This is a genomic window from Streptococcus danieliae, assembly GCF_025447695.1.
Classification (GTDB): domain Bacteria; phylum Bacillota; class Bacilli; order Lactobacillales; family Streptococcaceae; genus Streptococcus; species Streptococcus danieliae.
In genome coordinates this window covers 1-14,057 of record NZ_JAOBSU010000040.1, presented here as the reverse complement: position 1 = coordinate 14,057, position 14,057 = coordinate 1, and the positions used below count along the sequence as shown (strand labels likewise).

12 protein-coding genes are annotated in these 14,057 nt (G+C 47.9%); 3 read left to right on the top strand and 9 right to left on the bottom strand.

Annotation, left to right across the window (positions count from 1 at the left end; translation table 11 throughout):
* On the top strand, nt 1–135 hold a 135-nt coding region (locus N4310_RS04125), incomplete at its 5' end, for a transposase (RefSeq protein ID WP_262092170.1).
* A gap of 96 nt (nt 136–231) precedes the next feature.
* Here N4310_RS04125 and N4310_RS04120 read toward each other — a convergent pair.
* Together N4310_RS04120 and N4310_RS04115 are read right to left on the bottom strand one after the other, a co-directional pair.
* Nucleotides 232–2,028: an ABC transporter ATP-binding protein gene (locus N4310_RS04120; RefSeq protein ID WP_262092168.1), complete on the bottom strand. Its 1,797-nt coding sequence runs from the start codon at nt 2,026–2,028 to the stop codon at nt 232–234.
* A 1-nt stretch (nt 2,029) separates the two neighbouring features.
* Entirely contained in the window at nt 2,030–3,736 is a 1,707-nt protein-coding gene (locus N4310_RS04115; protein WP_262092167.1) for an ABC transporter ATP-binding protein, read from the bottom strand.
* 258 nt (nt 3,737–3,994) lie between these two features.
* Here N4310_RS04115 and N4310_RS04110 point away from each other — a divergent pair, with 258 nt between their 5' ends.
* Complete coding sequence (locus N4310_RS04110) at nt 3,995–5,011, top strand: NAD(P)H-dependent glycerol-3-phosphate dehydrogenase (protein ID WP_262092166.1); 1,017 nt, start codon at nt 3,995–3,997, stop codon at nt 5,009–5,011.
* Nucleotides 5,012–5,013: 2 nt separating this feature from the next.
* Entirely contained in the window at nt 5,014–5,928 is a 915-nt protein-coding gene (gene galU / locus N4310_RS04105; protein WP_160333102.1) for a UTP--glucose-1-phosphate uridylyltransferase GalU, read from the top strand.
* Between the two features lie 45 nt (nt 5,929–5,973).
* Here galU and N4310_RS04100 read toward each other — a convergent pair whose 3' ends face one another.
* The 7 genes from N4310_RS04100 to N4310_RS04070 form a co-directional block, all read right to left on the bottom strand.
* Nucleotides 5,974–6,636: a rhomboid family intramembrane serine protease gene (locus N4310_RS04100; RefSeq protein ID WP_262092165.1), complete on the bottom strand. Its 663-nt coding sequence runs from the start codon at nt 6,634–6,636 to the stop codon at nt 5,974–5,976.
* Complete coding sequence (locus N4310_RS04095; RefSeq protein WP_262092164.1) at nt 6,617–7,165, bottom strand: 5-formyltetrahydrofolate cyclo-ligase; 549 nt, start codon at nt 7,163–7,165, stop codon at nt 6,617–6,619. The genes N4310_RS04100 and N4310_RS04095 overlap by 20 nt, the downstream gene beginning before the upstream one ends.
* A 51-nt stretch (nt 7,166–7,216) precedes the next feature.
* On the bottom strand, nt 7,217–7,921 hold the full coding sequence (locus N4310_RS04090) for an MIP/aquaporin family protein (protein ID WP_262092163.1): 705 nt from the start codon (nt 7,919–7,921) through the stop codon (nt 7,217–7,219).
* Nucleotides 7,922–7,988: 67 nt separating this feature from the next.
* Nucleotides 7,989–9,812, bottom strand: coding sequence for a type 1 glycerol-3-phosphate oxidase (glpO, locus tag N4310_RS04085; protein WP_262092162.1), 1,824 nt, complete (start codon nt 9,810–9,812; stop codon nt 7,989–7,991).
* Between the two features lie 112 nt (nt 9,813–9,924).
* Nucleotides 9,925–11,430: a glycerol kinase GlpK gene (glpK, locus tag N4310_RS04080; RefSeq protein WP_262092169.1), complete on the bottom strand. Its 1,506-nt coding sequence runs from the start codon at nt 11,428–11,430 to the stop codon at nt 9,925–9,927.
* A 108-nt stretch (nt 11,431–11,538) separates the two neighbouring features.
* The gene (locus N4310_RS04075; RefSeq protein WP_262092161.1) at nt 11,539–12,924 is read right to left on the bottom strand and encodes a helix-turn-helix domain-containing protein; all 1,386 of its coding nucleotides are present in this window, start codon (nt 12,922–12,924) and stop codon (nt 11,539–11,541) included.
* 38 nt (nt 12,925–12,962) lie between these two features.
* A complete protein-coding gene (locus N4310_RS04070; protein ID WP_262092160.1) occupies nt 12,963–13,868 on the bottom strand; it encodes a DMT family transporter in 906 nt (301 codons plus the stop codon).
* Nucleotides 13,869–14,057: the final 189 nt, after the last annotated feature.

Genomic DNA, 14,057 nt, shown 5'->3' with positions numbered 1-14,057 from the left:
CCTGTCTTTGGACAGGTAAAGGCTTGTTTAGGTTACAAACGTTGTAACCTACGAGGAAAACGACAAGTAAAAATTGACATGGGATTGGTTCTCATGGCCAATAATCTCCTCAAATATAGGAAGAGGAGATTCTAAAAGAAAAGGAGAGACTCATTTCAGTAGATGAATCTCTCCTTTTTAGGCTTTATGAGACTTTTGTCCCAGCCTCATCTAAAATCTACTAAATCATGATTATTCAAAAACGAATTGATTCTTATAAAGACTTGCGTAGAAGCCATCTTGGGCGAGCAAGGTTTGATGGTTACCAAGTTCGATGACTTGCCCATCCTTGAGAACAATAATTTCATCCGCATTCAAGATCGTCTTGAGGCGGTGGGCAATCACAAAGCTGGTCCGACCAGCCACAATGGCTTCCATGGCACTTTGAATTTTGGCTTCTGTTACGGTATCTACGTTGGAAGTTGCCTCATCCAAGATGAGGACCTGGGGATCGGTCATCAAAGTCCGAGCAATGGAAATCAACTGCTTTTGACCGGTTGAGAAGACATTTTGATCATCATCAACCAAGGTATCATAGCCCTCTGGTAGACTCATGATAAAATCATGGATATGCGTTGCCTTGGCAGCAGCCTCCACCAGCTCATGGTTCGCTTCCGGAACCCCGAAACGAATATTGTCGCGGATAGTACCGCTAAAGAGAACGGATTCCTGAAGGACAATCCCGACATTTTGCCGCAAGCTATCCAAGTCATAGTCCCGAATATCGCGGCCGTCAAATTTGATAGCACCCGCGTCAACATCGTAAAAGCGGTTGATCAGGTTCATAATGGTGGTTTTACCAGATCCTGTCGGTCCAACTATCGCAACCATTTTCCCTTTTGGTGCAGAGATGCTGACATTTTTCAGAACTTTTTGACCTGGTAGGTAACCAAAGTCAATCCCTTCAATGGCAACTCCATCTCGTAACTCGGTAAAGTGAGGAGCTTGAACAGGACGAACCTCCTCTTCTTGGTCAAACATTTCTTGGATTCGACCAGCTCCTGTGAAGGCCAATTGCAACTCTGCCCAGCTCGAAGCTACCTGCATAATCGGCTGATAATATTGTTGCGAATATTGTACGAAGGTCACAACCAAGCCTAGAGCGGCTGCTGTCGTCATCGATGAATCATTCAGGACAAGCGTCGAACCCACAAAGATGACAATCGCCGTGTTAATCAAGCTCATCCCATTCATCACCGGGAACAACATTCCTGCAAAAAGTCGCCCCTTAAAGGTAGCCTTGCGCACCCGTTCATTCAAATCCATAAAGCCCGCAATGGTTTCTTCCTGAACCCCCTGCACAATAATCGCCTTCTGCCCAGAAATTTTCTCATCCATATAAGCATTGAGCTTACTTATCTCAGCCTGTTGTAAATTCGTATATTTGCGAGCCATTCGGACAATAAAAATCAAAAGAAGAAGAGCGACTGGGGTAGAAGCTACGGTAACCCAGGCCAATTGTTGGTTCTGAACAAACATCATCCAGACCAAGCCAACATACAAGGCAATGTTCGAAACCACCTGCGTCAAACTTTGGTTAAAGGAGTTTTGAATATTGTCCAAATCCGATGTAAAGCGTGACAAAATGTCGCCATCCTTATTTCGATCAAAGAAAGCCACCGTCAAACGCTCCAGTTTCCCGAATAAGCCCTTCCGCATTCGGTTAGTGGAATGTGCCACAATCCGAGTAAAGAGCAGGATATAAACCAACATTGATACCACCGTGAAGAGGTAGGTCAAGAAGAGATTCCACATAACCGCTCCAAAAGCATCCATACTTGGTTTGACCAAAGCAGCACCCGTCGCATCACTAAGGGCTTTGGCTTTAAAATACTCCTGGACCCAGGTTCCCAGCTCTGTCAAAGCCTTTCCCAGATAAACAGGAGCCTGCACCTGTAAATAGGTCGAGACCACGATGGCTAAGAAAATGAACAGAAAAGATAACTTGTAGCGTTTAAAATAGAACCAAAAAAAGCGTGCTGTTTTCATCCTAGTCCTCCTTTCCTTTTTGAGTTTCATAAATTTCTCGATAAACGGTATTCGTCGCTACTAATTCCGCATGGGTCCCTTGACCAATTAGACGTCCCTCATCCAGTACCAGAATCTTATCTGCCTTGACAACCGAAGAGATTTTCTGGGAAATGATCACTGTCGTTGTCCCTTTTAAATCCTTATCCAAGGCTTCCTGAACCAGCTTCTCGGATTTTGCATCCAAAGCAGAAGTCGAATCATCCAAAACTAAAATCTTAGGATTCCCAATGACACCGCGGGCAATACTCATCCGCTGCTTCTGACCACCAGAGAAGTTGTTCCCCCGCTCTTCGACCTGGCTTTCATAACTGTCATCCAAGCGGTCAATAAATTCCTTGGCTTGGGCAATCGAAGCGGCTCGTTGTAAAGCTTCCAAATCAGCTCCAGACTTCCCTTGGCGGAGATTGTCTGCGATGGTGCCGCTAAAGAGAATGGCTTTTTGCAAAACAATAGATACAGATTGGCGAAGAGTCTCCTGACTGACATCTTTCAGGTTGCGACCGCCAATTGAAACGCTCCCCTCTTGAGGATCAAAGAGGCGTGGAATCAGTTGTGCCAGAGTGGACTTACCGGATCCGGTCGCCCCTACAACCCCGATCATTTGACCGGGTTGCACTTCGAAGCTGACATCTTTCAAGGTCGGCTCATTGTCATGGGGATAGGTGAAGGTCACATGTTCAAAGACCAGACTTCCCGTAAGTTCTTCTGTTTCACCTTCCTTAAAGGACATAGCCGGTTCGGTATCCAAGACTTCCTTCATCCGGTTCAAAGAAATAAAAGCCCGACTAGCCTGCATTCCCATAAAGCTCACCATGATGATTGAGAACATAATCTGCATCATATAAGTCATAAAGGAAGCGATATTTCCAATCACCTCAGGATCCGTTTCCACAAGTTGGGAAACCATATAGATGGCCAAGAAGGTCGCCATATAGGCAATAAATGTCACAGCTGGCATCATAATCGAGAAACCATAACCGATGAAAAGATTCAGATCCAAAAGGTCATTGGAGACTTCTTTAAATTTTGCATATTGGGATTTTTCCTGAACAAAAGATTTCACCACCCGAACGCCTCGAAGATTCTCCTTGGCGATGGCATTGATCTTATCCATTAAAGTCTGGAACAGCCCAAAACGAGGTCCCAGTCGCCCCATAATGATCGCCATTACGCTACCAATTCCAAGCACCATTAAAACCAAAACCCACCAGAGACTGGGCAGAGTCCGCACAGCTAGGACAAAGGCTCCAACAAAAAGAATCGGCAAACGGAGCAAGACCTGAAAGAGCATCATCATCAGATTCTGAACCTGGGTCACATCGTTGGTCATCCGGACAACCAGATTTCCAGCATTAAACTCTTCAATATTGGCATAGGAGAAGGTTTGAATTTTACGGAAAAGAGCTTCCCGCAAGTCTGCCGACACTCCCTGGGCAATCTTAGCAGCCAGAATCGTATTGATCACACCGGCTAGCAAACCAGCCCCTGCAATCACAAGCAACCAGACACCCATCGAAGCAATCTTAGCCCGATCATTCTCGAGCACAGCAGCCAAGACATCACTTAAATAGCTAGGTTGCAGCAGTGAACTGGATACAATCACAATCACCATCAGCAAAGAACCCATTGCATACCACTTATAGGGCTTTAACGCCTGTTTCAGCATAATTTCCTCCTTTTTTGACTAACAACTATACCATTATATCACCCAAATCCGAGAATTCAAACCAGCCACCTCCGCCAAATAAGGAAGAAACACGAACCTTTTCCTAAAATATTATGGGGAGAGCTGGCACAATCTACTCCAAGTTTGGCCAAAAGTTCGCAAGGCCTATTCGGATAGGCCGAACAATCCACCATTTTCCTTTAATTTTAACTTTTTTTTTGGTAAAATTGAAAACGAATACCTGATAAAGGAACGACTATGCAAAAACAAATTATCACAATCCTCGGACCCGGGTCATGGGGAACCGCCCTGGCTCAAGTCCTAGACGACAATGGCCACGAGGTGCGCCTCTGGGGCCACCTGTCTGAGCAAGTCCAGGAGATTAACCAAGAGCACACCAACCAGCGCTACTTCACGGATGTCCGCCTCTCGGAAACCATCCAGGCCTACACCGATCTCAAGCAGGCCCTCACGAATACCGATGCGATTCTCTTTGTAGTCCCAACCAAGGTCACACGACTAGTCGCCCAACAAGTTGCCCAGGTACTGGATCATCCGGTACAGGTGCTCCACGCCTCCAAAGGACTGGAACCAAACAGTCACCAACGACTGTCTACCATCCTAGAGGAAGAAATTCCCGAACATCTCCGCTCCGATATCATTGTTGTATCTGGACCCAGCCATGCTGAAGAAGCTATTGTCCGCGATATCACCCTGATTACCGCAGCCTCCAAGGATCTGGAACAGGCCCGCTACGCCCAAGAGCTCTTTAGTAACGCCTACTTCCGTCTCTACAGCAACACCGATGTCATTGGGGTTGAAACCGCAGGTGCCCTGAAAAACATCATCGCAGTTGGAGCCGGCATCCTAGCAGGCCTCGGCTATGGCGACAATGCCAAGGCCGCCATCATTACCCGTGGCCTGGCTGAAATTACCCGCCTAGGGGTCCGCATGGGGGCAGACCCACTAACCTACAGCGGCCTCTCCGGAGTCGGCGACCTCATTGTTACAGGAACCTCCAAGCATTCCCGCAACTGGCGAGCTGGTTATGCCCTCGGCCAAGGCCAAGACCTGGAATCCATCAAAGCTTCCATGGGTATGGTCATCGAAGGCCTGTCCACAACCAAGGCTGCCTACGAACTAGCCCAAGAGCTCGGAGTCTATATGCCAATTACCCAGGGCATCTACCAGGTAATCTACGAAAATCGTCCCATCAAAGAGGCCATCAAAGACATGATGACCAATGAATTTAAAGAAGAAAACGAATGGAGTTAAGTATGAACAAAAAAGTCAGAAAAGCCGTTATCCCCGCAGCCGGTCTCGGAACTCGTTTCCTCCCAGCTACCAAGGCCCTCGCTAAAGAGATGTTGCCGATTGTCGACAAACCAACCATTCAATTTATCGTCGAAGAAGCCCTCCAATCAGGGATTGAAGAAATCTTGGTGGTAACCGGTAAAGCCAAACGCTCCATCGAAGACCACTTCGATTCAAACTTTGAATTGGAATACAATTTAAAAGAAAAAGGTAAATCCGAACTCCTCAAACTAGTCGATGAAACAACCGGTATCCGCCTCCACTTCATCCGCCAAAGCCATCCACGTGGACTAGGAGACGCAGTTCTTCAAGCCAAGGCTTTTATCGGAAATGAACCGTTTGTGGTCATGTTGGGGGATGACCTCATGGAAGACAAGGTTCCGCTCACACGCCAACTCATGGATGACTATGACAAAACCCATGCTTCAACCATCGCTGTCATGCAGGTACCCCATGATGAAGTTTCCGCCTACGGAGTCATCGCTCCCCAAGGCAAAGGAACAAATGGTCTTTACTCTGTGGAAACCTTTGTAGAAAAACCAGCTCCAGAAGATGCTCCAAGTGATCTTGCGATCATTGGTCGCTACCTCTTGACTCCGGAAATTTTCAACATTCTGGAAAACCAAGCACCAGGAGCCGGTAACGAAATTCAATTAACCGATGCCATCGACACCCTCAACAAAACCCAGCGTGTATTTGCCCGTGAATTCAAGGGCAAACGCTACGATGTTGGGGACAAATATGGCTACATGAAAACCTCAATTGAATACGCCCTCCGCCACCCACAAGTCAAAGATGACCTCAAACAATACATCATTGATCTTGGGAAAGAATTAGAAAAGGCAGACCGCCCTGCCCCAGCCAAAAAATTAAAATAATACTATGAAAAAAGACGAGCTCTCCCAACAAGGAGGCTCGTTTTTTTAGGACAAAACAGAAGCGAAAAAGAGTAAGCCTAATCCTAGGTAAAGACCTACCCCCAAGGCTTGTCCTTGGCGGCCATGGACCAAACCGTAAGGAGCTAGGGGGAGGACTAGGGCCAGACAGGCTCCTCCCACCAATCCTCCTAAATGACCCGCTAGGCTAACTCCTGGGGCTAGACTAAAGACCAGATTCATCAGCAAAAGCGGTAGGTAGGACTGGCCCAGGTATTGGAGGTAGGGATTGGGCAACCAGCGTAAGACCACCAAGATGGTAAACAGACCAAAAATGGAGGTTGAAGAGCCAGCCACAATCGCATCCGAGCTAAAAACCAGGCAGAAAAGATTTCCCATCAGACCGGTTAAAAGGTAAATCCAGAAAAAGCGAACAGAGCCGTACAGGCGTTCGATTTGCTGGCCCAAGAAATAGATGGTCAGGGTATTGGCGAAAAAGTGCATAAAACCAATATGTACAAAAATGGCTGAAAAAAGCCGGTAGGACTGACCCAAATCCCACTGAATCAGGGGTGGATAAAGGGCTCCAAACTGAATCAGTAGCCGGGCATCCTCTACAACACCACCGGAGACCACATACATGAGAAGGAACACCAGGCAGTTGAGCGCCACAAATAAATGGGTGACAGGGCTATATTTGAGTTGAGACATCATCGATAAGGAGCTCCTTTACAGCTTGATCATGGGCTTGGGGAATAAAATCTGCCAATTGGACAGCATAAATGGTCGCTAGGGTCCAGCCAGGAAAATGGGTAAGAATCCGGTCATAGTAACCCCCGCCATAGCCAATCCGGTAGCCTGCTCGATTAAAGACCAGGCCAGGCACATGGATCAGGTCAATGTCTGCCAAAGTCAGTCGAGGGTCTGGATCATTGGTCGGCTCTAAGATCCCATAGGCTCCCGGCTGGAGCCGCTCTGGATCATAGTCAACAAAAGCCATCTGACCGGGCTTAACAACTTTGGGAACCAGGAGTCGCTTCCCATCCAAGCGAGCCTGCTCCAGCAAGGCTTGGGTATTGACTTCATAAGCCAAGGACAGATAGCTGGCCAGCACCTCTGCCTGGCCATAGGCTGGTGAGGCCAAGAACTGTTCCAGCAAACGCTGATCGGCTAGTGCTTTTCTCTCTGGGGACTGCTGTTTGAGAAGGTCCAGGCCCTTCTTTCGCAAGATTTTTTTCATAATCTTATAATAACACAAAAAGCGGCTGGCTTAGCCAACCGCTATACAGTCTTAATAAAGTCCGTAAACAAGAACCGCTAGGGCTGCACCAAGGAGGGGGCCAACGACTGGAATCCAAGCATAGGACCAGTCACCATCTCCCTTGTGAGCAATTGGTAGGATAGAGTGCATCAAACGTGGCCCCAGGTCACGGGCTGGGTTGATGGCATAGCCGGTTGTTCCACCAAGGGACAAACCAATCCCGATGATCAAAGCGGATACAGCTAGGGTTGAAACACCTGCAGCAATATTGGCAGTTCCCATCGCCAAGAGGGTCAAGACGAGGACAAAGGTGCCCAAGATCTCAGAAACCAGGTTGGAAACATTGTCCCGGAGGGCTGGACCGGTTGCGAAAGTGCCTAAGATATCTGCTGGGTTTTCAGCAATATCGTAATGGGGCTTGTACATGAGCCAAACAAGAATCTGACCAAACATAGCTCCCAAGAATTGGGCTAGTACATAGCTAGCAAAGGAAGCCCATGGTAGCGAGCCACTCATGGCCATAGCCAAGGATACGGCTGGGTTGAGGTGGGCCGGTGACAGGCTACCAACCGCAAAGGCCGCAATGGCTACCGCTAGACCCCAACCAGCTGTAATAACGATCCAGCCTGCGTTATGGTTTTTCGTTTTTGGAAGCACCACGCCGGCTACAACTCCGTTCCCCAAAAGAATGAGAAGGGTTGTTCCTAAAAATTCTCCTAAAAATTCATTCGACATTACTTTCTCCTTATACCACATTAAACGGACTTTCCAAATCCGTACAGAATTGGAAAGTCACTAAGTCCTAAGCCTTCAAAGAAGCCAAATCATTTTCTGCTAGGCTAGCTTCCAATTCCGCTTGGTAAGTCGCCTTTTCTTCTGAAGTCCACTCATAGTAGCGAGCCATTTCTTCCACTACAGCATCCTTGATACCGTCCACCTGCTCTCGTTTGAAGAGCATGTAGTTAGTCCGACGAAGCAAGAAGTCAACCGGGCTCAAGGCCAATTCACTTTGCATGGCATAATGCAGGGATAGCGTATCCGCCAAGCTCAAGCCTGGGGCTGCTTCCACAGTTTGCGCCAAGGCATAAACCTTCGGAGCATTGGATCCATAAAGGTTGGCCAAGTACTTCGCCTCATCCTTATCCAAACCACGCGCAACTCCCAATTGAGCAAAGACTTCCAATTCTGCTTCCACATTGTGTGGATTCAATTCACCACCCGATACTGGGTAAGTCTTCGAATGCACCAAGGTAAAGCTCCGCTGGAATTCCTCTGCCAAAATTTGCAGAATCAATTCCATTGCCCCCTCAGCCATCTTGCGGTAGTCTGTAATCTTACCACCCGCCAAGGTCAACAAGCCATTTGGATCCCGCTCTAGGCTGGAACCACGTGAAACCGCAGACGGATCCAAACTCTTCTCAGAAGTTGAAGATTCCATCTTGCTCAAGACATGCTCCACATCTTCCCGTGTTTTTTCTTTGGCAAGATAAGCTTGAACGGCGTCAATCAACTGCTCAAAGCTAGCATCGCTAAGCGAACCGTTATCTCCACCATTGTAGTCAGAAGCATTGTTGCCCGCAATCAGCGGCCGTAGACCAGCCCAACCACTTTCAATATCCGCAACGGTCAAGTGAGCTTCAGGGAAACGATGGTTAACAATCTCCAAGAGGTAGTCCACATCTTCCTGTTCCACACGAGGGTGAGCCAGATCTCCTTGATAGTCTGTATCAGTTGTTCCGAAATAGGTTTTATTTTCACGAGGAAGGACAAAAATCATCCGACCATCGGCCAAACCAGAGTCAAAATAAACAGGCTGGCTCACTTTAAGACGGCTGGAATCCACCACCAAGTGAACCCCCTTGGTTGGCCGCATGAGGCTAAAGGCTTGATCAGGATTGCTGAGATTGCGGACTTGGTCAGACCAAGGACCAGTTGTATTAATAACCAAACGAGCCCGAATTTCAAGGGTTTGATCGGTTAACAGATCCCGCGCCTGAACACCGACAATCTGATCTCCCTCAAAAAGGAAACCTTCAGCCTTCACATGACTGGCCAAATAAGCGCCATCTTGATTGGCCCGTTTGAGGTTTTCAATCACCAAGCGGGCATCATTGTTGCGGAAGTCTAGGTAGACTCCACCACCAACCAAACCTTCTTTTCGCAAGTCCGGTTCTCTTTCCAAGACCTGCTCCCGACTCAAGACTTGGTTAGCAACAGACGAACCATTAACCCCCGCCAGGAGGTCATAGAGATCCATGGCCACTTTCAAGCGAAACAGATTGAAGGTTGCCCCCGGTTCATCATAAACCGGTAACAACATTGGATCTGGTTTGGGAATGTGAGGAGCGATGCGTTGTACCACTGCCCGCTCACTAACGGTGTCCGAAACAACCTCCACATCAAATTGCTTGAGGTAGCGAAGTCCCCCGTGAACCAGTTTGGTCGAGCGGCTTGAAGTTCCTTCCGCAAAATCCTGCATTTCAATCAGACCGGTATCCAAGCCAGATGCGGCTGCCTGCAAGGCTAGCCCAGCCCCAGTAATTCCCCCACCAATGATGAGAAGATCCAGTGTTTGTTCCTGCATTTTTTCCAATGCCCGTGTACGGGTTCGTTTTGAAAATTCCATCGTTATTACCTATCCTTATCTAACACTCTCTACAACAGAGTTGATTCCAGAAATTCACTGCCAGCCCCACAAACAATTCATGGGCTGGTCCCTTTCCATGACTGATACGCTCCTAGTCCTCTTCTGCGAACACGCGCGTCGCTTTAACCGCTTTTTTCCAACCCTTGTAGAGTTGTTCCTTACGCGCTTCGTTCATGGATGGCTCGAAGAGTTGACCAGTCTCATTTAAGGTTTTTAATTCTTCTAAATCTTGCCAATAACCAACTGCCAAACCGGCCAAGAAGGCTGCTCCCAAGGCTGTGGTTTCAAGGTTCTTGGCACGCGCAATCTCGATGCCCAAGATATCTGCTTGGAATTGCATCAAGAAATTGTTCATGGCTGCCCCACCATCGACCTTAAGCAATTGAATGGCTGTTGCAGCATCCACTTGCATGGTATCAATAATGTCCCGAACCTGGTAGGCGATGGATTGTAGGGTCGCCTTGATAAAGTCTTCCTTGCTGGTTCCACGGGTTAAGCCAAAGACCGAACCACGGGCATTTTGATCCCAGTAAGGTGCTCCTAGACCGGTAAAGGCTGGTACCACATAAACTTCATCATTGCTTTTTGAAGCCAAGGCTAGGGTCTCAGACTCTGGTGAAGCTTCAATCATCCGCAAGCCATCCCGCAACCATTGAATCGCCGATCCTGCAATAAAGATCGATCCTTCCAAGGCATAATAAACCTTGTCATTAATTCCATAAGCAATTGTTGTCAAAAGATTATTTTGCGACAGCTGCATTTTTTCGCCTGTATTCATGATAATGAAGGAGCCCGTTCCGTAGGTATTTTTAACCATACCTGGTTCAAAGGCTAATTGGCCAAAGAGGGCTGCTTGCTGGTCTCCAGCCATCCCTGAAATAGGCACCTCGCCACCATAAAAATGGAAGGGGGCTGTTTTACCATAAATTTCAGAGTTGGAACGAACTTCTGGCAGCATCGCTTTCGGAATATTCAAGATTTCAAGAATCTCATCATCCCACTCCAAGGTCTCAATATTGTAGAGCATGGTCCGCGCCGCATTGGAGTAGTCCGTCACATGCGAAGCCCCATCTGTCAACTTCCAGACCAACCAAGTATCGATGGTTCCAAAGAGCAATTCGCCCTTTTCAGCCCGTTCTTGCGCACCAGGAACCTGATCCAAAATCCAACGAACCTTGGTCGCAGAGAAGTAGGCATCAATCACCAAACCAGTCTTCTTATGGAAGAGCTCTGTATAACCATCCTGCTTCAACTGTTCCGCTAGCGGAGCTGTTTGCCGAGACTGCCAAACAATGGCATTATAGATTGGAAGCCCTGTTTCCTTGTCCCAGACCACCGTTGTTTCCCGCTGGTTGGTAATCCCGATGGCTGCTACCTGACTTGGTTTAACACCACTCTCAATAAAAGCCCCCGCAATGACGGATTGTACGGATGTCCAAATCTCGTTGGCATTATGCTCTACCCAACCAGCCTCTGGGAAAATCTGCGTAAATTCCTTCTGACTACTCGCAACCTTTTCTCCCTTTTTATTAAAGAGAATCGCCCGTGAACTCGTCGTCCCCTGGTCAATCGCCATAATGTACGTTTCTGCCATGATAGACCTCCTAAGATTTTTAATCTGCCTTTAGTATATCAAACGCTTTCATTCTCATCCTATCAACTTTTTTTATGATTTTAAAAAAACTGATAGGATTTTGTGATTATTTCACAAAATCCTATCAGTTTGAAGGAGCTCCCGGATCATCTCCAGGTCATAGCCCAATAAATCGTTTTGTAGAAGATAGGTGGTCTGGTAAGAATAGGTCCGCCAGGCTGCATCAGTCACCACCAGGCTATAGTCCATTCCCTCCTGATAGGCTTCCACCTCAATCAAGCGATTGTGCTGCAAGTACTGCTTGAGGGTCCGCACCATCCGGGCCAAAACCAGGGCTGACCGGTGGGAATCAACTGCCACACGCTGGGGCACCTGCTTCAAATCACCCAGGTAGTCCAAAATTTGGATAAAATCCCACTCAAAGGCTAGAAAGCGGCTATCCTCGCCAGCGACCAAGCGCAGAGCCAAGGAACCCGCCACGTCAACCATCAGCCAAGACTGGGGTTGGAGCTGGATATAGGACTGAAGCTTCCGCTCACCATCCCCAGTAGCCACCCCTCCTTTAAAGAAATAAACCTGACTGGCCAACCGCCCCAGTTCATCCAGAATAGGCCCTGGCCCGTGGGGCGACACCCCCAACTCTTTTAAAGCCTGTAACAATTCGGTCACCTTGTCCTGAATGGGACCTCCAAAGGCTAACACCCGCTCCATCTCCCGACTGGACAAAAGACCTTGACCAACCAGGAAGGCAAACAAGAGTTTTAGCTCCCGCTCCTCCATATCCAAAGGAAGCAAGCACTGTTTCAATTGTTGAAAAGTTGGATGCTCCTGGTAAAGCCCCAAAAATTCCGACTCGCCATACTGAAAGCGTTGGCGCATCTGAGCCAGCGACCACCACAGGGCCAGGTCCAAGCCCAGATCCTTCTGAGTTAACCCCTGTAAGGCCGTCTGAAACTCTACAAAAGCGGCCTGCTGCTGGAGATTCAGAACATCTGCTGGCAGGCTAATCTCCTGTAACAACCGGAAAGCCAGGTAGCGAATTTGCAATTCGCTACCCCGCAAGCGCCCATTCTGAATCACAAGGCCAAACTCTTCCAAGAGCTGGTTGAGTCCCAGGAGTTGGCGGTTCAAGGTCGCCTCACTAATCTGAAAACGTGTGGCCAAAGATTGGATACTAAAGACCTGCTGGGACCAGATAGCCTCCAAAATCCGAAAACGTAAGGAGCGCCGCAAAAGGGTTCCCAGTAAAGCCACCAGCTGAAAGCTCCGCCCCGCCTGTAAACGCAAGACCTCCCCCTCCAAACTTAGCTGAGCCCCAAGCCCTTCTTGGTCTAGAAGCTCATTAAACTCATCCAAATATTTTAAAAAAGTCTTGCGAGACAAGCCTGTGCGCGCCTGAATCTCTCCCAAGGGTAGCGGTCCCCCCTCCTGCAAGAGGAGGGTAATCATCCGAAAGGAGGCTGCATCTACCCGGTCCATTAATTGTGCACTATCCATTTATAACTCCCAAATCCTGCTAACAGAGCTTCTCCTCTTTAAATTTTTTCCTCTTCTATCGAAAGCAAAATCATAGACGGTAAAATCAAGACAGAAGCCAAAAACAGCGACCAATGAGGCTCCAAGCCTAAAAAGGCTAGGCTAAGCAAGATTGAAGCCAGGGGTTCACTGGCACCAACCACCGAAATCACTAAGGGCGACACCAATTTGAGTGCCTGCAAGAGAATCCAAAAGGCAAAGGCGGTCCCAAAAAAGGCAATGATGGCCGAGATCGACAAGCTCACGGCATCGACTTGGAAGGTCAGCTTCCAGACAGGGGAGAGAAAATTGGAAAAAATGCCTGCCACCAGGAAACCCCAACCCAAGGTGTAGAGCGATCCAAAGCGGTTCATAAAATGGGTCGGCAAGGTAGTATTAAACAAAATCCCCAGCGCACTTAGGAGTCCCGCCACCAAGGCCATGGGACTAATCGAAAGCTGACTCAAATCCCCCTCACTAACCAACAAGGTCACCCCCAGCATGGTGAGGACAACATACAGAATCGACTTCTTAGAAACTGGATGTTTTTTCCACAAGGCTGTGTAGAGCAAAATGAAAATCGGCGCCGTAAACTGCAAAATGGTGGCTGTCGCCGCATTGGAATATTGAATACTGAGGTAAAAGAAAAATTGGACTGAAAACAGACCCAAGATGGTGTAGGCACAAAAACGAGGCAAGTACCGTGGTTCCTGCCACAGCTTCCAAAAGCCACTCGGATCTTGAATAACAGCCAGGGTCAGTAAGGTCAAACCACCAACCAAAAGACGCATGGAGGTAATCCAGCCCGTTTCCACTGAATAATGTGAAAAAAAGTATTGACCAATGATCCCGCAGAGACCCCAGACAATACCCGATAGAATTCCATAGAGAGTCCCAAGGACAATCCTTTGCTGTTGATTTTTCATACACACCTCCTCCCTCCTACTATACCACAAGTCCTTCAAGTCCGTTAAGAGAAGGAAGAAAAAAGAACCCATTGGGTTCTCAATCTGGAAATAATAGACTTCCTGCAAAACTATAATATGATAAACTAAAGCTATGAATTATGAATCCAGTAAAAAACTTTCCGATGTACGCTTTAAACGCCTAGTTGG

Excerpts from the sequence above, each read along its gene's own strand:
- N4310_RS04075 (WP_262092161.1), bottom strand. The coding sequence starts at position 12,924 with ATGGATAGTGCACAATTAATGGACCGGGTAGATGCAGCCTCCTTTCGG.
- N4310_RS04110 (WP_262092166.1), top strand. The coding sequence starts at position 3,995 with ATGCAAAAACAAATTATCACAATCCTCGGACCCGGGTCATGGGGAACC.
- N4310_RS04120 (WP_262092168.1), bottom strand. The coding sequence starts at position 2,028 with ATGAAAACAGCACGCTTTTTTTGGTTCTATTTTAAACGCTACAAGTTA.
- N4310_RS04090 (WP_262092163.1), bottom strand. The coding sequence starts at position 7,921 with ATGTCGAATGAATTTTTAGGAGAATTTTTAGGAACAACCCTTCTCATT.
- N4310_RS04100 (WP_262092165.1), bottom strand. The coding sequence starts at position 6,636 with ATGTCTCAACTCAAATATAGCCCTGTCACCCATTTATTTGTGGCGCTC.
- N4310_RS04070 (WP_262092160.1), bottom strand. The coding sequence starts at position 13,868 with ATGAAAAATCAACAGCAAAGGATTGTCCTTGGGACTCTCTATGGAATT.
- N4310_RS04115 (WP_262092167.1), bottom strand. The coding sequence starts at position 3,736 with ATGCTGAAACAGGCGTTAAAGCCCTATAAGTGGTATGCAATGGGTTCT.
- N4310_RS04095 (WP_262092164.1), bottom strand. The coding sequence starts at position 7,165 with ATGAAAAAAATCTTGCGAAAGAAGGGCCTGGACCTTCTCAAACAGCAG.
- glpO (WP_262092162.1), bottom strand. The coding sequence starts at position 9,812 with ATGGAATTTTCAAAACGAACCCGTACACGGGCATTGGAAAAAATGCAG.
- galU (WP_160333102.1), top strand. The coding sequence starts at position 5,014 with ATGAACAAAAAAGTCAGAAAAGCCGTTATCCCCGCAGCCGGTCTCGGA.